The sequence below is a fragment of the Pseudomonas sp. NKUCC02_KPG genome (genome assembly GCF_019345465.1).
Classification (GTDB): Bacteria; Pseudomonadota; Gammaproteobacteria; order Pseudomonadales; family Pseudomonadaceae; genus Aquipseudomonas.
The window spans coordinates 22,512-46,481 of sequence record NZ_JAHKRC010000010.1 but is presented as its reverse complement, the minus strand read 5'-3'; the positions used below and the strand labels follow the sequence as shown (position 1 = coordinate 46,481).

Annotated in this window: 22 protein-coding genes and 1 riboswitch; of the genes, 10 read left to right on the top strand and 12 right to left on the bottom strand. The window is 58.0% G+C overall.

The features are described 5' to 3' along the window. Positions 1-160: 160 nt before the first annotated feature. Entirely contained in the window at positions 161-1,477 is a 1,317-nt protein-coding gene (locus tag KO536_RS14795; protein ID WP_219262216.1) for an MFS transporter, read from the bottom strand. A gap of 158 nt (positions 1,478-1,635) precedes the next feature. Between KO536_RS14795 and KO536_RS14790 the strand changes: the two genes are divergently transcribed. The 3 genes from KO536_RS14790 (at position 1,636) to pssA (ending at position 5,547) form a co-directional block, all read left to right on the top strand. Beyond that, positions 1,636-2,733: a sugar diacid recognition domain-containing protein gene (locus KO536_RS14790; RefSeq protein WP_133079198.1), complete on the top strand. Its 1,098-nt coding sequence runs from the start codon at positions 1,636-1,638 to the stop codon at positions 2,731-2,733. Between the two features lie 150 nt (positions 2,734-2,883). Beyond that, positions 2,884-4,023, top strand: a complete 1,140-nt coding sequence (locus KO536_RS14785; protein WP_133079197.1) for a glycerate kinase — start codon at positions 2,884-2,886, stop codon at positions 4,021-4,023. Between the two features lie 180 nt (positions 4,024-4,203). After that, positions 4,204-5,547 carry a CDP-diacylglycerol--serine O-phosphatidyltransferase gene (gene pssA, locus KO536_RS14780; RefSeq protein WP_133079196.1) on the top strand — a complete coding sequence of 448 codons (1,344 nt, stop codon included), beginning with the start codon at positions 4,204-4,206 and terminating at the stop codon, positions 5,545-5,547. Positions 5,548-5,585: 38 nt separating this feature from the next. Here pssA and KO536_RS14775 read toward each other — a convergent pair whose 3' ends face one another. Next, a complete protein-coding gene (locus KO536_RS14775; protein ID WP_219262215.1) occupies positions 5,586-7,103 on the bottom strand; it encodes a glycosyltransferase family 39 protein in 1,518 nt (505 codons plus the stop codon). After that, positions 7,104-8,792 carry a lipid IV(A) 4-amino-4-deoxy-L-arabinosyltransferase gene (gene arnT, locus KO536_RS14770; protein ID WP_219262214.1) on the bottom strand — a complete coding sequence of 563 codons (1,689 nt, stop codon included), beginning with the start codon at positions 8,790-8,792 and terminating at the stop codon, positions 7,104-7,106. 433 nt (positions 8,793-9,225) lie between these two features. Between arnT and KO536_RS14765 the strand changes: the two genes are divergently transcribed. Then, entirely contained in the window at positions 9,226-9,831 is a 606-nt protein-coding gene (locus tag KO536_RS14765; RefSeq protein WP_019827121.1) for an SCO family protein, read from the top strand. A 29-nt stretch (positions 9,832-9,860) separates the two neighbouring features. Next, complete coding sequence (locus KO536_RS14760; RefSeq protein WP_219262213.1) at positions 9,861-10,325, top strand: copper chaperone PCu(A)C; 465 nt, start codon at positions 9,861-9,863, stop codon at positions 10,323-10,325. Positions 10,326-10,414: 89 nt separating this feature from the next. Here KO536_RS14760 and KO536_RS14755 read toward each other — a convergent pair whose 3' ends face one another. The 8 genes from KO536_RS14755 to KO536_RS14720 form a co-directional block, all read right to left on the bottom strand. Beyond that, a complete protein-coding gene (locus KO536_RS14755; protein ID WP_133079192.1) occupies positions 10,415-11,758 on the bottom strand; it encodes an OprD family porin in 1,344 nt (447 codons plus the stop codon). After that, the gene (locus tag KO536_RS14750) at positions 11,755-12,195 is read right to left on the bottom strand and encodes a pseudoazurin (protein WP_133079191.1); all 441 of its coding nucleotides are present in this window, start codon (positions 12,193-12,195) and stop codon (positions 11,755-11,757) included. The genes KO536_RS14755 and KO536_RS14750 overlap by 4 nt, the downstream gene beginning before the upstream one ends. A gap of 22 nt (positions 12,196-12,217) precedes the next feature. Continuing rightward, positions 12,218-12,994, bottom strand: a complete 777-nt coding sequence (locus KO536_RS14745; RefSeq protein WP_257622945.1) for an ABC transporter ATP-binding protein — start codon at positions 12,992-12,994, stop codon at positions 12,218-12,220. Continuing rightward, complete coding sequence (locus KO536_RS14740) at positions 12,991-13,995, bottom strand: iron ABC transporter permease (RefSeq protein ID WP_219262351.1); 1,005 nt, start codon at positions 13,993-13,995, stop codon at positions 12,991-12,993. Before KO536_RS14740 ends, KO536_RS14745 begins: the two co-directional genes overlap by 4 nt. 8 nt (positions 13,996-14,003) lie before the next feature. After that, a complete protein-coding gene (locus KO536_RS14735) occupies positions 14,004-15,017 on the bottom strand; it encodes an ABC transporter substrate-binding protein (RefSeq protein ID WP_133079188.1) in 1,014 nt (337 codons plus the stop codon). 118 nt (positions 15,018-15,135) lie between these two features. After that, positions 15,136-15,335, bottom strand: a riboswitch (cobalamin riboswitch). Positions 15,336-15,368: 33 nt separating this feature from the next. Beyond that, positions 15,369-16,532, bottom strand: coding sequence for a DUF1624 domain-containing protein (locus tag KO536_RS14730; protein ID WP_133079187.1), 1,164 nt, complete (start codon positions 16,530-16,532; stop codon positions 15,369-15,371). 104 nt (positions 16,533-16,636) lie between these two features. After that, positions 16,637-17,935: an MFS transporter gene (locus tag KO536_RS14725; protein WP_133079186.1), complete on the bottom strand. Its 1,299-nt coding sequence runs from the start codon at positions 17,933-17,935 to the stop codon at positions 16,637-16,639. Between the two features lie 35 nt (positions 17,936-17,970). After that, complete coding sequence (locus KO536_RS14720; RefSeq protein ID WP_133079185.1) at positions 17,971-18,744, bottom strand: SDR family NAD(P)-dependent oxidoreductase; 774 nt, start codon at positions 18,742-18,744, stop codon at positions 17,971-17,973. Positions 18,745-19,014: 270 nt separating this feature from the next. On the opposite strand from KO536_RS14720, the gene KO536_RS24330 reads away from it, so the two are divergent. Further along, positions 19,015-19,350, top strand: a complete 336-nt coding sequence (locus KO536_RS24330) for an RcnB family protein (protein WP_133079184.1) — start codon at positions 19,015-19,017, stop codon at positions 19,348-19,350. A 56-nt stretch (positions 19,351-19,406) separates the two neighbouring features. On the opposite strand, the gene KO536_RS14710 is transcribed toward KO536_RS24330, so the two are convergent. Further along, positions 19,407-19,916: a PaaI family thioesterase gene (locus tag KO536_RS14710; RefSeq protein ID WP_133079183.1), complete on the bottom strand. Its 510-nt coding sequence runs from the start codon at positions 19,914-19,916 to the stop codon at positions 19,407-19,409. 307 nt (positions 19,917-20,223) lie between these two features. On the opposite strand from KO536_RS14710, the gene KO536_RS14705 reads away from it, so the two are divergent. From KO536_RS14705 to KO536_RS14690, 4 genes are all read left to right on the top strand, one after another. Beyond that, positions 20,224-20,610, top strand: coding sequence for a hypothetical protein (locus KO536_RS14705; protein WP_133079182.1), 387 nt, complete (start codon positions 20,224-20,226; stop codon positions 20,608-20,610). Between the two features lie 282 nt (positions 20,611-20,892). Next, positions 20,893-21,318, top strand: coding sequence for a VOC family protein (locus tag KO536_RS14700; RefSeq protein ID WP_133079181.1), 426 nt, complete (start codon positions 20,893-20,895; stop codon positions 21,316-21,318). 109 nt (positions 21,319-21,427) lie between these two features. Next, positions 21,428-22,690: a cation:dicarboxylate symporter family transporter gene (locus KO536_RS14695; RefSeq protein WP_219262349.1), complete on the top strand. Its 1,263-nt coding sequence runs from the start codon at positions 21,428-21,430 to the stop codon at positions 22,688-22,690. Between the two features lie 373 nt (positions 22,691-23,063). Further along, positions 23,064-23,933 (top strand): oxaloacetate decarboxylase, encoded by an 870-nt coding sequence (locus KO536_RS14690; protein WP_133079179.1) that lies wholly within the window; start codon positions 23,064-23,066, stop codon positions 23,931-23,933. Positions 23,934-23,970: the final 37 nt, after the last annotated feature.

The following is a 23,970-nucleotide window of genomic DNA, read 5'->3' as shown; positions in this document are numbered from 1 at the left end:
TTAGAAGTGCGTAGCTTGAGGCTCTGTGAGCTGTAGGGCAAATCCTTGATTATGAATGTCTGTGGGAGCGGGCTTGCTCGCGAAGCAGGCAACCCGGTTTCAGAGTAAAACCGCAGCGCTACCATCGCGGGCAAGCCCGGCTCCCACAGGCTGTGCTTGATTATGGAGTTTTAATGCCCCGGGTCATGCGCAGTGCCAGCAGGCTGCCGCCCACAATCACCGCGGCCAGGAAGTACAGGGCCGCGTCCGTGGAACCGGTGGCGTCTTTTACGAAGCCCACCAGGTACGGGCTAAGGAAACCGGCCATTTGCCCCATCGAGTTGATCAGTGCCAGGCCACCAGCGGCTGCACCCGCGCTGAGCATCGCAGTAGGTACTGGCCAGAACATCGGCAAGCCGGTCAGTGCGCCCATGGTCGCAATGGTCAGGCCCAGAATCGCAATCGCCGGGTGCGCGGCAAAATTCACCGCGATCACCAGACCCACCGCGCCCATCAGCATCGGTACCACCAGATGCCAGCGGCGCTCCTTGTGCAAGTCCGCCGAGCGGCCCACCAGCAGCATGAACACTGCCGCCAGCAGATAAGGAATCGCGCTGATCCAGCCGATCACCAGGGTATCGCTGAAGCCCAGGTTCTTGATGATCGACGGCAACCAGAAGTTGATGGCGTACACGCCGCTCTGGATACAGAAGTAAATCAGGCCGAAAGCCCAGATGGCCGGGTTTTTGAACACTGCCGACAGCGAGTCGGTGGCCGATGAAGCGGGTTTGCTGTCGGCATCCAGGCGATGGTCGGCTTCCAGTACCGCTCGTTCATGGGCACCCAGCCATTTGGCGTTGGCAAAGCTGTCACTGAGCAAGAAAATTGCCAGGGCGCCCAGCACGACGGTGGGAATGCCTTGCAGCAGGAACATCCACTGCCATCCGGCAAGGCCGCCCTGGCCTGCAGCGAAGTGGCTGAGAATCCAGCCGGAGAATGGCCCGCCAATCAGGCCCGATACAGGGATGGCACACATGAACAGGGCCATGATCCGGCCCCGGCGAAAGCTGGGAAACCACTGCGAGAGGTACAGCACCACACCCGGAAAGAAGCCCGCTTCAGCGGCACCGGTCAGCAGGCGCAGGGTGTAGAACCCGGTAGGTGTGGTGACAAACATCAGGCAGGTCGACAGGGTCCCCCAACTGATCATCATCACGGCGATCCAGCGCCGGGGACCGAATCTGGTCAAGGCCAGGTTGCTGGGTACGCCGCACAGCACGTAGCCAATGAAGAAAATACCGGCACCCAGGCCATACACGGTTTCGCTGAACTTGAGTGCGTCGAGCATCTGCAGTTTGGCAAAGCCAACGTTTACCCGGTCCAGGTAATTGAACAGATAGCAGATAAAAATGAAGGGAATCAAACGCAGGGTGATGCGCTTGTAGATGGCGTTTTTATCGTCATCGCTGATCGGCGATGCGGAGGCGCTCTGTGACATCTTATGTCTCTCTTTATTATGTTTTTTCACGATCCAGGGGTAACGTTGACCGCAGCTTGAGTCTCGGTCACCACAACGCCGCTGTCTTTGTGCTGTCGCACAGCATTTTGCCGAGTCGCCTGTGCCCGTGAACAAATGTATCCAAGGATTGTCACCCTATGTTTGAACTGGACCATGATTTGGCGCAGGACATCGTGGATCGCGCGATGGCCATCTTGCCGTACAACGTAAACGTGATGGACAGCCAGGGCCTGATCCTGGGCAGTGGCGAGCCTGAGCGTATCAATACCCGGCACGAAGGGGCGCAATTGGTGCTGGCCAATGGACGGGTGGTGGAAATCGATGCCCAGGCCGCCAAATGCCTGAAAGGCGTGCAGCCGGGTATCAACTTGCCATTGTTGCTCGATCAACGACTGATCGGTGTGCTGGGCCTGACGGGCGAGCCCGAGTTGCTACGTACCTACGCCGAGCTGGTCCGCATGACAGCCGAGATGCTGGTGGGCCAGCGTTACCAGCAGGCGGAACAACAATGGCGGCGCCAACGCTGTGACGATCTGGTGGCTTTGCTGCTCAGTGAAGGGGGCGACTCGCCGCGACTGATCGACGAGGCCCAGCAATTGGGCCTCAAGCCCCAGCTGGCACGGATTCCGTATTTGTTTGAGCTGGGCAAGGGGCAGAGTGCAGAGGCCTTGAGTGTATGGCTGCAGTCACGCTACCCGGACAGCTGGTGCGTCAGCCCGGCCACGGGCTCGCTGCTGTGGTGCCGGCCGGCAACAACTGCGCTGGATGACATGCGGCTGCTGGAGAAGCTCGACGGCCAGGGCTGGAAGGTCTTGCGGATTGCCGCAGGCGGGCAGGCTGATGCACTCAAGGGGTTGCGCCGCTGTTATCGACGGGTGGGTGATCTGCTGGCATATGGTCGCGATGTACTGCCGCAGACCCGCCTGCTGACGCTCAATCGCTACCGGTTGCCGGTGATGCTGTGGCGTCATCGCAATGACGATGCGCTGGAAGAATTGCTCGGGCCATTGCACAAAGTGGTGGCCAAAGACGCCAATGGCCAACTGATTGCCACGTTGCGCAGCTGGTGTGATCACGATGGCCAGAGTCAGGCATGTGCCGACGCCCTGGGGATTCATCGCAACAGCCTGCGCTATCGCATGGAACGTATCGCCGAATTGAGCGGCGTGGACCCGCTGAGCCTCAATGGCATGCTGGCCCTGTACCTGGGAGTCCAGCTGCTGGCACAGACATGATTGTGGGAGCGGGCTTGCTCGCGATAGCGCCTGCAACACGGTTCCTTGTCCAAATGAACAACAAACCCCTTGAATGCTTGTGCGCCCGACTGGCGTGTTTTGGGCCGGTTGCTGGCAGCATGGAGGGTATAAGAACTGGAGATACGCCCCATGAAAATCGTGATTGCCCCCGACTCGTTCAAAGACAGCCTGAGCGCCGAAAAAGTCGCCGACGCGATTGCAGCCGGTCTGGCTGACGTATTGCCCCACGCGCATCTGGTCAAGTGCCCGATGGCCGATGGCGGCGAAGGCACAGTCGAAGCGATTGTCGCCGCAGGCAATGGCCAGTTGCGCCGCAATCATGTGCAAGGCCCGCTTGGCGCACCGGTCGAGGCCCATTGGGGCTGGCTGCCTGACAGCCACACGGCAATCATCGAGATGGCCGAAGCCAGCGGTTTGCAACTGCTCAAACCGGAACAGCGCAATGCCTGCATCACCAGCACCTTCGGCACCGGCGAACTGATCAAGGCCGCGCTGGATGCCGGCGCACGGCGGGTCATCCTGGCCATTGGGGGCAGTGCTACCAATGATGCCGGAGCCGGTGCATTGCAGGCGCTGGGCCTGGGCTTGTTCGACGCCCAGGGCAACAGTCTGCCGCGCGGCGGCCTGGCGCTGGCCCATGTGGCGCGTATCGAGCTGGCAGGCCTGGACCCGCGTCTGGCCGAGGTACGCTTTGAAATTGCCGCTGACGTCAACAACCCGCTGTGTGGCGAGCACGGTGCTTCGGCAATCTTTGGCCCGCAAAAGGGTGCATCTGCCGAACACGTGCAGTTGCTGGATCAGGCGCTGGGGCATTTTGCCGATCACTGTGCAAAGGTTTTGCCCAAGGATGTGCGTCAGGAACCAGGCTCGGGTGCAGCCGGTGGGCTGGGGTTTGCTGCCAAGGCGTTCCTCGGCGCGCAGTTTCGTGCAGGGGTTGAAGTGGTTGCCGAGCTGGTGGGGCTGGCCGAGGCTGTAAAGGGGGCAGACCTGGTGATTACCGGTGAAGGCCGTTTCGATGCCCAGACCCTGCGCGGCAAAACCCCCTTTGGCGTGGCGAACATCGCCCGCGCTGAAGGTGTTCCGGTGGTGGTATTGGCAGGTACGTTGGGCGAGGGGTATCAGGCGCTGTACGAGCACGGCATCAACGCGGCATTTGCAATTGTCAGCGGCCCGATGACCCTGCAGGACGCCTGCACCCGGGCGGCGCCATTGCTCACCGACCGGGCTCGGGATATTGCACGGTTGTTGAGTCTTGCCAAATTTTCATGACACATAAAGCGTGATGGAGCGACGGTGCGTCGATTCGGCTTGCCTGCGATTCGGATAACGCGCACTGCCTGTAAAACCAGGGCGATCTCATCGCGAGCAAGCCCGCTCCCACATTGAGGTTTCATTGCAAACTTTGGTGTAAGCTTTGCGGCTCTTCGCATTCGACCCTTAGCGAGCCCTATGCCGTCGCTCTTCAAACGCTCTTTGCTGCCTAAACTGCGCAGCTTTCCGTTATCTGCCGATGCTTTCAGTATCCTGCCAAGCGCAGCGGATTTTCGTCGCTGTCTGTTGGAGCAGATTGCAGGCGCACGCCACCGCATCACGCTGGTGGCCTTGTACCTGCAACAGGATGAGGCCGGGCAGGAAATCATGGACGCCTTGCATGCCGCCAAAGCGGCGCGTCCCGAACTCGAAATCGCGGTTGTCGTCGACTGGCTGCGTGCCCAGCGCGGGCTGATCGGTGCAGGCAAGCAGCCCGGCAATGCGGCCTGGTATCAGGCGCAAACCGCATCCCACGCCACCCATGTGCCGATTTATGGTGTGCCGGTCCAGACCCGCGAGCTGTTCGGCGTGCTGCACCTCAAGGGCTTCATCGTTGACGACTGTGTGATCTACAGCGGCGCCAGTCTGAATAACGTGTACCTGCACAAACTCGACAAGTACCGCTTTGACCGTTACCACGTGCTGCACAACAAGCCGTTGGCCGACACCATGCAGCGCTTTGTCCAGCAGGACCTGATCGAGACCAGGGCGGTCCATCGCCTGGACCTGCCAACACTGCCGACAACCCGCAGTTTGCGCAGCGCCATCGGTGATTTGCGCAGCCATCTGAAAAAAGCCAGCTACGACACCAGCGCCGGTACTGTCGGCCACTTTGGTCTCTCGGTCAGCCCGTTGCTGGGCGTGGGCAAGAACAACCCGCTGAGCCGGGTGATTTGTGAACTGATTGCCTGCAGTCAGCAGCAACTGACCATTTGTACGCCGTATTTCAACCTGCCGCTGCCTGTGACCCGTGAAATCAATCGGGCCCTGGAGCGTGGGGTGCGGATTGATATCGTGGTGGGAGACAAGACGGCCAACGACTTCTACATCCCGCCCAGCGAACCTTTCCGGGTTATCGCGGCGTTGCCGTATCTGTATGAGTTGAGCCTGCGCCGGTTTGCCAAGAGTCATCAGCGCATGATCGATAACGGTCTGTTGAATCTGCACTTGTGGCGCGAAGGTGACAACACCTACCACCTGAAGGGCATGTGGGTCGATGATCGCTATACCTTGTTGACCGGCAACAACCTCAATCCGCGTGCGTTTCGCCTGGACCTGGAAAACGGTTTGCTGATTGATGATCCGCGTCGCGAGTTGCTGGAGCCTCGCCGCAAGGAGCTGGACGCCATCTTTGCCCATACTCAGCGCATCGATAGCTTCAAGAGCCTGGAAACACTGGCGGATTACCCGCCAGCGGTGGCCAAGTTCTTGCGTCGCGTCAGTCGGGTACGGATCGAGCGCTTGCTTTACCGGATTCTCTAAATACTCGTGGGAGCGGGCTTGCTCCCACAAGATAGGGATCACGGGATATACACCACGCTGCCCCCCTCACGGCGATGCAACAGGCGATCACCGTTATCCGGCTGACTGGTAATGACCTGGTGGTCCACGCTCAGGTAGCCCAGGGGCAGGGGATCGCCACTGCGAAACTGGGCGAAGATCAGCGTGCGTTTCGGGTCGAAGTGCTGGCCGCTGGTTTTATCCAGCCAGGCCATCAGTGCGGCACTGTCGCCGTTGCGGGGGAAGTCCTGGCTCTGGTCGATGTAGAAGAACGGCTCGCCTTCATTCTGGACATACATCGGCAGTTTGTTGTCGACATCGATCATCACCATGCGCCATTGATCCCAGGGCGCCTGCTCGCTGGCCCGCGCCTTCACATCCTGGCCGAACTGGATAACCCCGCCACCGCCGTTGGACCAGGGGTATATCACCCCCAGTACCAACAGCACGGCCGCAGCGCTGACGCCGAAGCCGATCTTCCAGCCACGCCCGCTGCTTTTGCGTTGCGCCATGCGCCGTGTCACCCACCAGGCGGCCAATAGCTGCGCAAAGGGCACCAGCGGCAGCACGTAATAACTGCGCCGACTGCCACTGGCGGTGAAGAATACAAACAGCAAACCCAGCCCCCACACCAGCCAGCGTGTATTGGGCTCGATGTGACGCCACTGACGCACGGCCACCCACAACCCGATCATCCAGAACGGCGCCCAGGGCAGGGTGTAAGCCGGCAGGTAAATCAGGTAGGTATAAATAGGCCCCATGTGGTCGAAGGGGTTGAAGAAGCGCACCACGTTTTCACGCAGTACCAGCCCCAGTCCGCTTTCACCATAAGTTGGCGCGCCATACAGATGGGACAGGACAAAAGGCAGCATGTACACCGCCCCTGCAACGATCAGGGCCAGTAACAGGCGCAGGTTCAGATGACGCTTCCAGCGTTGCTCCCCCAGTAGATGAGGCAGCAGAACCAGCCCCGGCAGGATAAAGCCGATCAGTCCCTTGAGCAGGGAGGTCAGGGACAGCAGCAGAAAGAACACGCAATAGCGGCTGAAGCGGGTGTCCTGCGGGTCGCGCCAGTACCACCACACCGCGGCCAGAAGGCCGAATACGGTGAGAATGTCCGCTGTCGCCACTCGCGCCCAAAACACAAAGTAGAAGGTGGTGGCCAGCATCCATCCAGCAATCAATCCGGTGCCTTTGCGAAACAGTTGCTCGCCGATCAGGTACACCAGCCATACGCTGAACCAGGCTGCGACAACCGAAGACAGGCGTAGCGACCAATGCCCCAGGCCGCCCGTCAGCCCGGCGGTTGCCGTGATCAGCCAGTACGAGGGCAAGGGCTTGTCGTAGTAGGGCGATCCCTTGAGGTACGGGTCCAGATAATCACCGCTTTGCAGCATCTGCAGTGCAATGTTGGCCCAGCGGGTTTCCGGCCCCCACAGTTCCCTCGAGCCCAGGCCGAGCAACAGCAGCAGGGCAGATACGGTCAGTAGCACCAGCAACGCTTTCTGGTTGCTGTCCAGGCGCTTGAATACCGTCATTTAAGGCTGAACCCCGGGGAAGATAAATATCGACAGATCGCCGCGCTCGTAGCGTTTGCCGCCCACCGGCAGCAGCTCGACTTCGTGGGTTTCCAGTGCCGAATGAACTCGCATGACGACTCCGACAGAACCGCGCTGCTGGGCGTCCTTCATCCAGTGAGCGATGTTATCCATGTCAACCTGACGCGCAGCTGAATCGGCATACCCCAGGCCGTACTTGAGTTCGCCCACGGTGTTGTAAAGACTCACGTCAGGTCGCCCAAGGCGCCATGAAAGCGCCGACGCCGCGCCCAGGTCGTTGCTTAACAACGTGCTGGTCTGACTCAGTTCCTGCACATGTTCGGCGATAAACTGGTCGGGCATTTTACTGTTGACGATTTGTCCCGGCATGGCTGCGGGCAACAAGGCCACCAGCAAGCCCATGCCCAGCGCGGGTGCGGCCCACAGCTGCAAGGGGCGCAGGGCTTGCAAGGCATTGCTCAGCAGCCAGCCGAGCAACACGATGTAGCCCAGGGACAGGCTGAATATCTCGGTGTTGTCATAGACCGGGTGGCTGATTTGCAGATAAATCAGCCCCGCCAACCCGGCTACGGCCAGCAGCGTATTCAACACACCATTGATGCGTAGAGTCCGGCTACGCGCCTGGGCCAGCCAGGTCACCAGTGCATGGCCCATCAACAGTGCCAATGGCAAAAGGCACGGCATGATGTAAGTCGGCAATTTGCCCTTGCTCAAGCTGAAGATGGCCAGTGGCAGCAGCATCCACAGCAACAGAAAACCAATCGCTGGCTGGCGCTTTTGCTTCCATGCATCGAGCAGGGCTGCGGGCACCAGAGCGGCCCACGGCAGACTGGCGGCCAGCAGGATGGGCAGATAGAACCACCAGGGTTGAGTGTGTTGCGCATCGGCTGCGCTAAAGCGACGGATGTGTTCGTTCCAGAAAAAGAATTGCCAGAAGTCCGGCTCCTGATGATGTATCGCCAGCGCCCACGGAACACAGATAGCCACTGCGACCAGGATCGCCAGCGGACCGTAAATCAGCACTTCCTTTATGCGCCTCTGCCACAGGGCATACGGCACCGCGATCAGTACGGGTAATAACCAGGCCAGAAAGCCTTTGGTCATGAAGCCCATGCCACAGGCAACGCCAAGCACTGCCCATGAGCAAAGGCGCCCGCGGCGAGTCTTGCTGTCAAAGGCAAACCACACAGCGACCAGGCTCAGATTGACCCAGAAGGTGAACTGCGGGTCCAGGTTGGCATATCCGGCTTGCCCTGCGACCAGCCCAAAGCTCATGTAAAGCAGGGCACTGGCGAAACGCTTGCGAGGGTCATCCCAAAGGCGGCCAGCGATTAGCCACGCCAGCCAGACACTCAGCCCGGTGCTGAGCGCAGAGGCGATGCGCACACCAAACAGGTTGTCACCAAACACGGCCTGGCCGATGGCAATCATCCAGTAACCGGCAATGGGCTTCTCGAAATAGCGCAAACCCATGAAGTGCGGCGCGATCCAGTTGCCACTGTGGAGCATTTCCTGACTGATCTGGGCATAGCGGGTTTCGTCGGGTATCCACAGCCCGTGGCTCATCAGTGGCAACAGATAAAACACCACAAAAGCCAGAATCAGACTGGGCAAGGCCAAGCGTTCCAGACCCTGGATCCGGAAGGTGTGAGGGACAACGGCAACCATGCTTTCCACCTGTAAGCCCGTTATAGACGTAAGTTATGGCCGGCACGTTAAACAGGAGCAGGTGGGCGAGAGGTGAAGTGGATGTGAAAAAAACGCATGTCGCCACTTGGCATGCAGGCCCCAGTTGCCGGACAGACGTGACGACGACTGCCCGTAATTGACCTAAAGCTGTCCTGAGTCGATTTGTCGCAGGTCTTGCTGTATCGCCCGGTTTTACTGGCTGCGGGAGGCAGAGCGCACCATAGAGGGGCGTCTGTACCGTGCGACAGGTCAGTGAGAGTGTTAAATTCTGCGCCCATGCAACACGTCTATCCCACAGCAATCGTACGCACTGAGCCTGGTCAGACCTGGCATCGGGCAGCGTACACACCTGCCTCGTCGCACGCAGGGTTGAGGCCTTTATCGTTTAAAGGGCCGCTTAAAGGAACCTTACATGAATGAATTACTGACTCGCCGCCGCGTAGTCACCGGTCTTGGCTTGCTCAGCCTGGGCTTGATCGCAGGTTGCGACAGTGGCAGCGGTTTGTCATACAAGTACGGAAAAGACCTGAGCAATGAAATCCTGGGGCGCAAGTTCAAGCTCAGGGATGCAGAGGGTACCGAGATGATGCTCGGCAGTTTTCGCGGGATGATGCCGATGATTTTCTTCGGCTTTACCCAGTGCCCGGCGGTATGCCCGACTGCGTTGGCCCGTGCGGCCCAGGCAAAGAAGATGATGGGGCCTGACGGTGACCGGCTGCAGGTGGTCTTTATTACCCTAGATCCTGAACGGGACAAACCGGCCATGCTGGATGCCTACGTGAAAGCCTTCGATCCGAGCTTTATTGCATTGTCAGGCACCCTGGAAGAAACGGCGGCCACGGCTAAAGAATTCAAGGTGTTCTACGAAAAAATCCCTACGGGTGATTCGTACACCATGTCCCATACGGCTACCAGTTTCGTCTTCGATTCCCGTGGGGTCTTGCGCCTTGGCTTGTCGCCTTCACTCTCGGCCAAGCAATGCACTGAAGACTTGCTGACCGTGATGTCCGTCTGTTAATCAACGCCTCCTTTGAAAGAGTCAACCCTATGAAGCCTGTGAACTACCTGTTGCTGTCGCTGCTGGGCCTGAGCCTGCAGGTTAACGCGCAAACTGTTGTTGATGATGCCTGGGTCCGGGCCACCGTTGCGGGGCAACCTTCGACCGGCGCTTTTATGCACATCACGGCCAGTAGCGACAGCAAGCTGGTTGAAGTCCAGTCACCCGTTGCCAAGACCGTGCAAATTCACGAGTCGAAGATGGAAAACGACGTGATGAGCATGCAGCCTGTTGCATCGGTGGCATTGCCAGCGGGCAAGAGCGTTGCCATCGTGCCTGAGGGTTATCACGTGATGCTGATCGACCTGGTCGGTCAGATTAAAGTCGGTGACCAGGTACCGTTGACCCTGATTGTCGAAGACAGCAAAGGGGTAAAAGAGTCGATTGAGGTCAAGGCCCAGGCTCGGGCATTGAACAGCATGCCGATGCATCACGATCATGGTTCGATGCACTAAACCTGGCGTTGCAAAATCCTTGTAGTCGCTGCCGAAGGAACGAGGCAGCGGCTACAGGGGGGGACGGGTTTAAATGTGCGTCAAACCGATCAGAAACGCCCCGTCAGCGGGTACTCAACCGCAAGACGTATCTGATCGGTGTCCAGTTCAGCCTGTGCCTTGTTGCCGCGATGAACGTTGTGTCGCAATGACATGATGGTGCCCTTGGCCGTTCCGCTCTGAATCACGTAACGCGCTTCCAGATCCCGCTCCCAGTGTTTCCCGCCTTTGCCATAGCCCAGATACGCATATCCGCCCCGAGGATCGACATGGCTGCCGTCGATCTGGCTGCCACGCACGTAAGCGGCGCTGAATACCAGTCCGGGCATGCCCCAAGGGGTCATCGCCAGGTCGTAACGTGCTTGCCACGACTGTTCATTGGGCGCGTTGAAGTCAGACAATTGCACCGCGTTGGTAAGGAAAATGGCGCCCCGCGTCACGTAATCGAACGGCGTATCGCCATGAACTTTCTGATATCCCAGGCTGAAACTGTGGGGGCCTTGGGCATAGGTGCTGAGCAAACTCCAGGTGGTGTTGTCGATGTTGCCTGATAGCGCCTTACCTTCATCGGTGGTGCGGTACAGGTTCAGGTTCAGCGACAGGGAACGGTTTTCATCAATGGCGTGGCTGAAGACGGCCCCCAGGTAATGCTGGTTCCAGGTGTCCTCATAGCGGGAGCTGTAGAGACTGGCGCTGAGGTTTTTGCTTGGGGTGTAGACAACTCCTGCGAGGTCGAAGGCATTGCCTTTGGGCCCGTTCGAATAGTTCACCACAAAGCCCTGATCGTGGCTGCTGGCGTTGCGGTCAGTGCTTTCGGTGAAATGCCCGCCGACCATTTTCAGGTCATTGATCTCGTTGCTGGTGAGGAACACCCCCGTGGCGGTTTCCGGTAGCAGGCGACTGTCGGATGAGCTGAAAACCGGCGTCTTGACCCGCTGTTCACCATAGGAGAGCACGGTATTGGACATGCGCAGTTTTATCGCTGCGCCGCCTCGGCCGTAGTTGTCCTTGGGGTAGCCGTCGTTATCCAGCCCGAGCAGGCGGGCCTTGCCTGCGCGTCCTCCGCCGCTGTCCAGCTTGAGCCCCATGTAGGCGTGGGCATCCACTCCAACACCGATCAGGCCTTGGGTGAAGCCTGACTGCAGGGTGCCCATCAAGCCGTATGCCCACTCTTCGGCATAGCCATTGCGCTCCGAGCGCGGTTTATAGGCATTGCGTGCGCCGCTGTTGCTGGCGCCATGACGATATTCGCGGCTGTCGTAGACCGTACGGTTGAGCACGCTCCAGGTGCTGTCTTCGATAAAACCGTTGGCCTGTTCCTGTGCCGACTCGGCAAACGCCAACGGGCTGGCGAGAGCGATCAAGATCGCGGAGCGCGATCGCACGGCACTCATTTTGCCACCTGCTGTTTTTGCAGGGAGGCGTTCAGGCGGTCGAGTGCACGTTTGGGTAGCGTAGCGGGCAGTTGCGGGGGCTGAGCTGACGGTTCGCCTACCTGGATCAGCATTACCATGCCCATGGCCAGGTGCGGGATGCACTGAATGCCATAGAGCCCCGGCACGGTGAAGGTCTGCTCGATTTCCTGATTGAGCTTGCCTTTGAACGGTTGTGCCCCTTCAGGCAGCAGACCGGGCAGGGTGGCGGCATTGTGGCTGCTTTGTGTGGGGATGAACTTGACCGTGTCACCGGGGGCGATCTGCAAGTAATCCGGTTCATAGACCATGCCGGCCGTGGCGCTGCGGGTAAGCATTTTCACTTCGTGGGTCTGGGCCAGTACCGATGTGCAGAGCAGGGCAGTGGTCAACAGCAGGGTAATGGAAGAAATACGCATGAGTTGCTCTCCATATAAAGGTTTAAAAGGGGCGCATTCGTAAAATCTGCGCACCGTCAAAAGGGTCAGTCAAATAGTGCGCCTGGACCCCGAAGGTGGCCTCAAGGCGTTGTGGGGTCAGGACTTCAAGGGGGCTGCCCAGCGCCATCAAACGACCTCGTTCAAGAATCGCCAGGCGATCACAGGTCAGCGCCTGGTTGAGATCGTGCAATGCGATCAGGGTCGTCACGGGCAAGGCCTTGACCATTTTCAAAATGGCCAGCTGGTGCTGGATATCAAGGTGATTGGTGGGCTCGTCCAGCAACAGGATCTGCGGGCGCTGGGCCAGAGCCCTGGCGATGTGTACACGCTGGCGCTCACCCCCTGAGAGGCTGCGCCAGGTTCGGCTGCGCAGGTGTGTTGCATCCACATCGATCAAGGCCTGCTCGACGATGGCCGTGTCGTTGCCAGACCACGGGCACAATGCTGACAGCCAGGGGGTGCGGCCAAGGGCGACAGCATCGAACACACCAATCCCATCATGGGTATCGGCATGCTGTTCAACCACCGCCAGTTGTTGCGCAATGGTGCGTTGGCTCATTTTTCTGAGCGGCTGCCCGTGGATAAAGGCTTCGCCACGGCTGGGCACACGCAGATTGGCCAGCAGCTTGAGCAGCGTGGATTTGCCCGAGCCATTAGGCCCGATAATACCCAGGGTCTCGCCAGGGAGCGCACTCAGGTTGATGCCTTGCAGCAGTTGAGCAGCACCGACGCAGTAACTCAGGTCGCTGCAACTCAATACTGGAATTGCCTCATTCATCGGGCATTTCTCCTGCTGATCAAAATCAGCGCAAAAACCGGCGCACCGATCAGCGCGGTAACGACGCCTACAGGGATCACCTGGCCCTTGATCAGGGTGCGGGAAAGAATGTCGGCGGCGATCAGAAACAATGCCCCGCCCATTGCGCTCAAGGGGACCAGGCGCCCATGGCCGGTGCCTGACAGCAAGCGCACGGCATGGGGGATGACCAGCCCGACAAAACCGATGGAGCCAACAATGGACACCATCACCGCAGTCACCAGGGCTGCACAGCTGATCAGCAACAGTTGCACCCGGCGCACAGGAATTCCCAGTGACGCCGCAGAGTCCGTACCAAACGTGAACGCATCCAGTGCCCGTCTGTGCCACATGCACACCGCCAGCCCGAGCACTGCCACTGGCACTGCCAGCCATACCGAGGACCAGCGCACGCCACTGAGGTTGCCCAACAGCCAGAACATGATCCCGCGGGCCTGTTCAGAGCTGGCCGATTTGGTGATCAAGAACGCGGTGATCGCGTTGAACAACTGCGAGCCGGCTATCCCCGCCAGAATGATCTGGGCACTGGTACTGGCTGGTCCGCTGACGCGAGCCAGCAGAATGACCAGAGCAAAAGCGGTGATGGCTCCGGCAAAGGCTCCTGCAGACAGGGAGATGGCGCCCGCACCCAGGCCCAATACCGCCACCAGCACGGCACCGGTTGAAGCACCGGCAGAAATGCCAAGCAAGTAGGGGTCGGCCAAGGGATTGCGCAGCAAAGACTGCAACACCACCCCGCACGTCGCCAGCCCGGCACCACAGGCTGCAGCCACCAAGGCACGGGTCAGGCGATAGTTCCAGACAATGCCTTCGTCGATCGGATCAAGCACATACCCGGCGCCCCACAGCTTGTTGGCCAGCACCTGGAGCACCACGCCCGGGGCGATCGGCGTTTCGCCGATGGCAACCCCGCCAAGCACTGCCAACAGCAAGGCCACGAAGGCCAGCAGTGTGAGCATCAGCCTTGCACTCATTTGGGCAGGTCGTAGGCATTGATGGCTGTCGCGAGTGTTTCGAGCCCGTCGAACATGCGCAGGCTGGCCTGCATGGCATGGGCATCAAGGATGATGATGCGGTTGTTTTTGACGGCATCCATGTTGCGGGTCACAGGGTCGGTGCGCAGGAATTCGAGTTTTTTCTCAACGTCATCGGCCGGGAAACGACGTCGATCCATGCGTGCGATGATCAGGAACGTCGGGTTGGCCTTGGCCAGGGTTTCCCAGCCGACGGTTGGCCATTCTTCATCGGATTCCACAACATTACGTATGCCCAGGGTATTGAGCATAAAGTCGGGGATGCCCTTGCGACCTGCAACGTAGGGGTCGATATCCAGGTCGGCACTGGAGAACCAGAACAGCGCGCTGGTGTGGCTCAGGTCCTTGCCCTTGAGCGAGTCGGTGGATTTTTCAAGGTCGGCCTTGAGCTCGGCATTGAGCTGTTCGCCGCGCTTCTGCACGTCGAAGACTTTAGCCAGCTGGGTGATGCTCCTGTAGACGCTGTCAATGCTGAATGCCTGCAGGCGCGTGCCGTCGGCACCGAGCAGATTGTCCTTGCCCTCACAGTCCGAAGGCATCAGGTAAGTGGGGATTTTCAGCTCATGAAACTGTTCGCGAGTCCCCACCACGCCCTGCGGGCCCACCATCCATTCCAGTTGCACCGCCACCAGTTCCGGGCGTTTTCCAATCACCGACTCAAAGCTTGGGTCGTTGTCGGCAAGCCGCTCGACCTTGTCGTTCTGCGCCTTGTACCGGGCGGGTACATCGTTGAACCACAGCGAGGTGCCCGCCAGTTTGTCGCCCAGGCCCAATGCATAGAACATCTCGGTACCGGCCTGGCCGATGGTCACGGCACGCAGGGGTGCGTGCTGAAAGGTCAGCGAGCTGCCGCAGTTTTCGATTGTCAGGGGGTATTGGGTAGGGGCCGCATGGGCCAGTGCTGGCAAGGCAAGGGTGGCAAGAAGGGTAACAGCGCGGTGCAACAGCATGATGCAATCTCCATTTGATCGTACACAAAACGCAGGTGTACAGCCGGGAACACATCACCGAGCACTGTTGGCGCAACAGCACGAGAGCAAGGATGCCTTCCCCGGACACCCCGCCGGTTGGTTTTTTGACTTTGCCGGCAGGTCTCCTGACTGATGGGTCATCGCCTGGCTCCAGCCTTCCCGGGAGGTATCCCAGTGGCAAACACGGAGCAGGCTCGTCATCTACAGTTGCGGGGGCAGTTCCGTTTGGTGCGACAGAGGCACTTCGGATTCCCTTTTAACCCCCCCGTGGGGGGGACCGGCGGCGGGATGATAGTCGATCTTGTTTGCAAGAGGGAGTGGGTGTCAGATTCAGAAATACTTGAGCCAGGCAATATCTCTGCGGCGGGCTTTCAAGGCAGCAAACCAGCGCACAGGCCAATACAGCGATGTGGCCAGCAGTACTGCCGTCAGCCATACCGCAGCGATACTGTCAAAACCGAAGTAGTTGCCCTGGTTCTGGCCAAACAGGGCGACACTCGCCACATACAGCACTTTGAGCACGTACAGGTGCAACAGGTAGAAGAACATCGGTGCAGCGCCGAAAACCGCCAGGGTGGCGATCCACTTGCGTTGCCCGGCCCGCTCAAACCCCAGTAGCAGCAACAGGCCAGCCCCCAGGGTCAAGGCGAGAAACAGCAGCGAAGGCGGGTATTTGGTGATGTTGAAAAAGCTCATCAGGCCCTGCGTGAACCCGTCATGACTCACCCACGGCACTTCTCCATAGCCATTCAGTAAACGCAGTACGACAAAACCCAGCAGCGCCACCGTACCTGCAAGCAACAGATAGCGCTGACGTACGTCAGCCGGGGCAGAGCGGGCAAACCAGGGACCCATGCAGTAACCCAGCGCGATCACACCGATCCAGGGCAGCACAGGGTAAGACGTGCGCAGGCGCAAGTTGTCCGAGAACTCGATCCAGCCACGATCATGCAAAATCGCCCAAGGGATATGCATCATCGAATCCACGGGGAAATGCAGGGTATCGAGCAGGTTATGCCCGGCGACAATGACCAGACCCAGTACCAGCAACAGTGGACGGGGCAGCCAGACCAGCGCTGCAAGGGCAATCATGCTCACGCCAATGGCCCAGATCACCTGCATATAGATGACCGAGGGCGGGAACTGGAAGGTCCAGGCGAAATTGACCAGAGTGAACTCCAGCACCACCAGAAACAGCCCGCGCTTGAACAGAAACGCCGAGACATCGCGCTTGCCCTGATACTTTTCGCCGTACAAAAACGCCGACAGACCCGTCAGCAAGACAAATACCGGGGCACACAGGTGGGCTAGGGTCCGGCTAAAAAACAGGGCAGGGTCGGTGATGTCGACGTTCATGGGATCGGACACCTGGCGGTGCAGAAAGAACGTCTCGCGCACATGGTCCAGCAGCATCAGGAGAATAACCAGGCCACGCAGGGCGTCGATGGACAGCAGGCGCTTGTTGGGAGGTGGAGCGAGGGTTGCGGTAGTCATTGAGGGATCACAGGCAAGGAGTGCATACAAGGTATTGATACTTTATAACATTTCCGTTTGCGCTGTCATCCCCATGAGAAAGATTCGCAAGAATTGGGTGTTTGTTAACGCCGAATTTTTACCCAGGCCATCAACAGCGCCGAGGACAAAACGCCTGCGGTCATAAAGATATAAGCCGCTCCGGGATTTCCAGTGAGGCCGATCAGGTAGCCAACGATCCACGAGCCGACAAAGGCACCCAATGCTCCACACGCATTGATCAAGCCGATGGCGCCGCCGAACACGTTTGCCGGAATGACCTCCGGAATCAGCGCGAAAAAGGGCCCGTAGGGTGCGTACAGCGCGGCACCGGCAATTGTCAGCAGTGCAAACGACACCCAAAAGTGCGAAGAACCGATCAGGTACGAACAGAAGAAGGCCAGTGCACCCAGTGCCAGCAGTGGCCAGACGAAACGTTTTCGTTGCTGGGTTTTGTCTGAGGCCCAGGACACCGCCAGCATCGCGGCAACGGCAGCGACATAGGGCACTGCACTCAGCCAGCCGACGGTGACGATATCCGCAGCAGCGGCCTGTTTGATGATGCTTGGCAGCCACATGATGAAACCGTATACGCCAATGCTCCACAGCGCGTGAACACAGCACAGCTGGATCACCACAGGGCTGGTGAACGCCTGCCGGTAATTACGGACTTGCTTCATGCCTCTCTGTTCGTCCGCGAGGGTCGCGGCCAGTTGGGTTTTTTCCTGGGCAGTGAGCCAGTCGACCTGCTCGGGCTTGTCCCGCGCCATGCGCCACCAGACAAATGCCCACAGCACTGCAGGCGCGCCTTCAATCACAAACATTTCGCGCCAGCCCCAGGCCTGAATCAAATACCCGGATACCACCGACATCCACAACACCGTGACCGGATTGCCCAGTACCAGAAAAGTATTGGCCCGCGAACGCTCCTTGCGGGTAAACCAGTTGCTGATGAAAATCAGCATCGCCGGCATGACTGCCGCCTCAACAATCCCCAGGGAAACGCGAATAAACATCAGCATGGGGATATTGGTCACCAGGCCCGTGGCCATGGCGCAAAAGCCCCACAAAATCAGGCTCCAGAACACCAGTTTGCGCACACTGTATTTCTGCGCGTAGATGGCGCCAGGCACCTGGAAAAAAAAGTACCCCAGGAAAAACAGGGCACCTATCAGCGAGGACATGCCCTTGGTGATACCCAGGTCCTGCTCGATCCCCGCCGCACTGGCAAAGCCATAGTTGGCCCGGTCCAGATACGCGAGGCTGTAGGTAATGAAAATCAGCGGGATCAGATACAGCCAGCGTTTGGACGCAAAGCCTTTGGTCGTTACCTGGGTACTGGCTCTATTGGTCAAGGGCAGTGCAGGTTCTTTAAGAATGCTCATGGGTGTTCCTTGTTATTGTTTTTTGCGGGTGCGGGTCAAACAACGCTGGTCAAGCCTCCATCCACAAACAGCGTCTGACCGTTGATGAAATCCGAAGCCGGGGAGGCGAGAAACACGGCCGCTCCGCACAGCTCTTCAACACGCCCCCAGCGGCCCGCCGGGGTGCGTTTGCACAGCCACTCGGAAAACTCCTGGTTGTCGACCAGGGCGCGATTCATCTCGGTGGCGAAGTAGCCCGGTGCCAGGCCATTGGCCTGAATACCATGACGTGCCCATTCTGCGCACATGCCTTTGGTGAGCATCTTTACTGCGCCTTTTGAGGCTGCGTACGGCGCGATGGTCGGACGCGCGAGTTCGCTTTGCACCGAGCAGATATTGATGATCTTGCCGCGCCCGCGAGCAATCATGTGCCGGGCAACCGCCTGGGACACATGGAACACACCGTCCAGATTGACCCGCATCAGGTCGTTCCAGTCGCTTTCGGCAAAGTCCTCCAGCGGCGCACGGCGCTGAATGCCGGCGTTGTTGACGAGAATGTCGATGGCGCCGGTGTCGGTCTCGAAAGCATTGATCGCGGCAAACAGTTGCTCACGGTTGGTGACGTCAAACGCTGCGAATTCTGCCTTCAGGCCCTCCTCGCGCAGTTGGCTGGAAATTGCGCGGGCTTTTTCGATATTACGATCGTTGATCACCACAATTGCCCCGGCAGCGCCAAGGCCACGTGCCAGCTCCAGGCCGATTCCTTTGCCTGATCCTGTGATCAGGGCACGACGACCCTCAAGCTGGAAGCTGCTGATATTGAATGACATGCTGTTCTCCACAAACGGCCGCTTATTGTTGTTACCGGTCCTGTGGTTACTTCACCTCACGCCAGTGGAGGAGTCCAATCGTCATTGATGATCTCGTAATCAATTATTTTGATCAGCGCTGAGGCTGCTCAATCCACCTGCGGGCATCCACCGACTGGCATCCATCAACGTTGCCGTCGATCAGTGAGCCGGAACGTAATCACTGCGCGGCGTGTCCATGAAGTCTGTATTGCCATACCGGCGATGGCTGGTAACAACGATGAGGTGAATATGCGCAGCTTGATTTCTGCATCACTATTGGCTGGTTTTTTGAGTGCACTGCCTTACGCAGCCCAGGCTGGCGATGACAAACCTGCGGACTGCAAGCCCGGACAGATACTCGCCGAGTCCATGGATCTGAGCAGTTGCTATGGCAACGGCGACAAGGCTCCGGACCAATACACACGGGAAGAAGTCGCGATCAAGGACTGGAAAGCCAAAGGGCTTCCACAGCCTGGTGAGCATGAGCAGTGGGTACAGATAAGCGGGCACTATGTGTTGGTCAACCGCGTGAATGCGGTCATCAAGGAGATCCGCACCAAGAACGCCAAGGTGCTCGGCAAGTAACGCCCACAGCGTGCAACCGGGTTCAAAGCCGCCTCAGGCAGAGGCGGCATCACGTGTCATCCTTCACCCGCTTCGCGTCCGTGGGCGGCAGTAGCCAGTAGCCCGGTATCGACGCGCACAAAAATGGAATCGCCGACCGCCGTCAGCACATCGCCTGCATAGACTTCACACAGAATCCGCGTCTTGCGCCCCACATCACCTTCAACCCTGGCCCGCAGGGTCAGTGGCACGCCCATGGGGGTGGGTTTGATGAACTTGATTCCCAGGTTGCCCGTAACGCAGTTGATGCGCGGCTTGCTGGCCACATCGCGGTTCTCCTGGAGGTAGTGATAAGCCATTGCCGTCCAGTTGGAGTGACAATCAACCAGCATTGCGATCATGCCGCCGTACACCAGCTCGGGCCAGCCGCAGTACTTGGGGTCAGGCAAGTGTTCGGCGATGACATGCACGCCGTCCTCATGCCAGTAGCTCTTGATATGCAAACCCTGGGAATTACTGCTGCCGCAGCCGTAGCACACGCCATCTGGCGCGGCGGTATCCTGCAAGGAGGGAGTTAGCTGACTCATGCCGTGATCATCCTGAATGGTTTGCCCTTTACGTTAACGTAAAGATAGCCATTTTTCCTCGCGTTTCATGCAAGCGATGTTCGTTTTGATGAAATGTAGATCGCCAACCGTTGAATGGGTGAACTCTACTACTTGGCCACAACACGGCTTGCATCAGGGCGCTTTCGGGACGGCTGGACAGAGGCCTGTTGACACCGGGAGCGGCAGGACTGCGCCAGCACTCAGAGGGTCTAGGCCTTGGTTGCGGCCCTGGGTTAGGATCATCGAAAGCAACAATGGACTCCCTCGATGACAGGATGCGATCTGGATGCAAACCCCCTTTTCTCAAATCAGCGAGCGCTTGCACAATCGACGGTTTTGCGTAGCCGGCAATACCCACGGGCTTTCGGGTGCAGGTACGGTATTTCATTACCTGGTCGATAAGCATGGCATTTCAGGCACTTATCAGGGCGGTCGGATCCGTACCGGCAATCAAGTCGGGCGCGTGACAGGTCCCGACAGCATTGAGCTGCTTTTCCAGTGCCTGACCACCGAAGGTGAGCTTCTTTCTGGCTGGTCCCGCGGCACGGTAGGTGTTGATTCGTCAGGGCGTACGACTCTGGATTTTGTATGGGGCTGGCTGTCGGGCGCCACCGGCGGTGGCGAGTCAAGTTACGTAGAGCTTGGCGGGCACCGTGGGCTGCTGCCTGTATAAGTTGCCTACCCCCCCCAAAAAAACGAGCTCATGCACACCGCCGCAATGGCAGGTCACTGTGTCGGGTGGCCTTTGCGCGCGCGTAGCAGAGGCCTGGATGAACGAAAGACATTGATCATTAAGGGTTCCTGAAGCATCAAAATTATTTGTGTTTATGAAAAATTTATATTGATTTTTTTAAGAGTGATACGGCTTTAGCATAAATCCACCTTGAAAAAGCCGTTGAGCAGCTCGCGTGCTGTTCGACTTCATAAGCCAATAAAAACTGCAGCCGGAGTCTTGATGAGCCTTTCTCCTTTCCACCTCGCAATCCCAGTTTATGACTTGGTCGCTACACGCACCTTTTACGGTGAAGTGTTCGGGCTCTCCGAGGGGCGATCCAGCACCCAATGGGTTGACTTTGACTTCTACGGTCACCAGTTGGTGATCCATGAACACCCCAAGACCGCCTCTCAGGAAAGCGTGCACAGCAACCCGGTAGACGGCCACAACGTACCGGTGCCGCACTTCGGCATCATTCTTGAGTGGGCACAGTGGGAAGCCCTGGCCGAGCGACTGAAATCCTTCGGTACCGAATTTGTGATTGAACCCTACATCCGATTCAAGGGGCAGGTCGGTGAGCAAGCCACCATGTTCCTGTTTGATCCGTGTGGTAATGCCCTCGAGTTCAAAGCGTTCAAGGACATGAGTCAGCTCTTCGCAAAATAATAAAAAACCTGGCGCAATACCGTTGCGCCAGGAAATCTCAAGTGAGCATGAAGCTCATGAATCTAGCTACTGCCTGATGCAGTCCTTTCATACAAATAAAAGGCTAGACATGAAACGTATCCCATTAGTTTGGCAAATTATTGCTGGGCTGTTGCTCGGCGTGCTCGTGGGTTGGTACTTCAATACCCACCCACAGAATCAAGTATGGGTAAGTACCGAGATCCTCAAACCCCTTGGAGACATCTTCATCAAGATGATGAAGATGGTGGTTGTTCCCATTGTCTTTTGTTGCATGATCCTCGGCATCGCAGGGGGAGGCGATAACAAATCCTTTGGCCGTATGGGCGCAAAGTCCCTGATTTACTTCTTTGCGATCACCAGCCTGGCCATTGTCATGGGGCTGATCTTTGCCAATGTGTTCGAGCCCGGTAAAGGCACCGAGATAGCAGGCATTGCGCACAGCGGCACTTCTACGGTCACCATGGAGCCTTCAAAAGGCGCGCTGATCATTCTGCAAAATATCGTGCCCGATAACGTCATCGTTGCAATGTCGGAAGCGAAGTTGCTGTCAGTGCTGTTTTTTGCCGTGCTGCTCGGGATGGCGTTGAACGCATTACCCAAAACCAGGAGTGCGCCGGTCATTGCGGTTATTCAGGGTTTGTCTGATGCAATGTTCAAGGTCGTCTCGTTTGTCATGGCGTATGCGCCGATTGGCGTGTTCGGGATGATCGGGGCGACAGTCGCGACCTTTGGCTTTGCTTCACTGTTGCCATTGCTCAAGTTGATTGGTGTCGTGTACCTCGCACTGATTACCTTTGCCCTGGTGTTCCTGGGAGGTATTTGTTATCTGATCGGCGAAAACGTGTTCAAGCTGATCAAGTACTTCAGGGATGAGCTGATCCTGGCTTTTTCCAGTGCTGCCTCGGCAGCCGTGATGCCACAGTTGATCAGCAAGCTCGAAGCCTATGGCGTTCCACGGCGAATTGTCAGCTTCGTGGTACCGGTCGGTTACGCCTTCAATTTGGATGGCGCGTCCATTTTCCTGGGAGTGGCGACGATCTTTATCGCTCAGCTTTATGGCATTGAACTGTCGCTGACCCAGCAAATTCTGTTGGTGGTGACGATGGTCTTGACGTCAAAGGGCGCAGCAGGAGTGCCTGGGTTCGCGATCATTATTCTCTCGGCCACCCTGGCATCGGCCGGACTGCCGCTGGAAGGGGTCGCATTGATCGCCGGTATTTTCAGGATTATCGACAGCGGAACAACGACCTTGAATGTTCTCGGGAATGCCATTGCTCCCCTGGTGATCGCCAAGTGGGAGAGGGCTCCACTCGTACGTCAGGCTAGCGCGAGCGTTGGGCAAAGCACCTGATCTGAGATGTATAAGAGCCTTCCACGTTGAGAGCGTCGAAGGCTCTTTTTATGTCGATTGAGCACAGGGCTGGGAGCTGAGCTGTATGCGCGCAGATGCGAACGTATAAAGTTGACGGACAAGGGTTGTGAGCCGACGAAAAATAATCAGCTTTAAATAATGGATCGACCGCGTAAAATCAGTCCCCTGTACGAGGGCAGGAGCCCGCCTGCCAGGAAAACGCAAACGACGCCCAGCGCGTCATTTGATTCCTGCAGGTCACTCAGGAGGACAGGCCGTACGGGTGGGCCAAACTGCTCAATTCGCAATCGATTGCGTGTATTACTTCCATCCAGTCTTACCCGTGTAGATAACATTCGTCCGAGGTGCCAACGTGTCCAGACTTTCCCATCAGCAACTGCGGGTCGAATTTCGCAAGTTACTCGCTTCTACATCCTGCTTTCACACCGCCTCCGTGTTCGATCCCATGTCTGCCAGAATTGCCGCCGACCTGGGTTTTGAAGCCGGTATCCTGGGCGGTTCGGTTGCTTCGCTGCAAGTATTGGCAGCCCCAGATTTTGCCCTGATCACATTGAGTGAATTTACCGAGCAGGCGACCCGGATCGGGCGTGTGGCACAGTTGCCGATCATTGCCGATGCCGATCATGGTTACGGCAACGCACTCAACGTGATGCGTACCGTGGCGGAGCTGGAGCGTTCCGGTGTGGCTGCATTGACCATCGAAGATACCCTCCTGCCTGCGCAGTTCGGCCGCAAATCGACCGATCTGATCTCGATTGAAGAGGGCAGTGGCAAGATCAAGGCTGCCATTGAGTCTCGCGTAGACCCTGAGCTGGTGATCATTGCCCGAACCAACGCCGGGACGTTATCCGTCGAGCATGTGAAATCCCGTATCAAGGCTTACACCGAGGCTGGTGCAGATGGTATTTGCCTGGTTGGCGTGAAGGATTTTGCTCACCTTGAGCAGATTGCCGAAGGCGTCGAGCTTCCGCTGATGCTGGTGACTTACGGAAACCCCGAACTGTCCGACAGCCAGCGTTTGGCTGCGCTGGGCGTGCGGATCGTTGTAGCCGGGCATGCGGCTTATTTTGCTTCGATCAAAGCCACTTACGACTGTTTGCGCGAACAGCGCAATGTCACCTGCAGCACCTCTGATCTGAGTGCTACAGAGTTGACCCACACTTACACGCGACCAGAGCGTTATCAGGTGTGGGCCAAAGAGTTCATGAACGTAGACGAGTAGTTAAATAAAGTGATCATGTTCAGCGACTGATTACCGT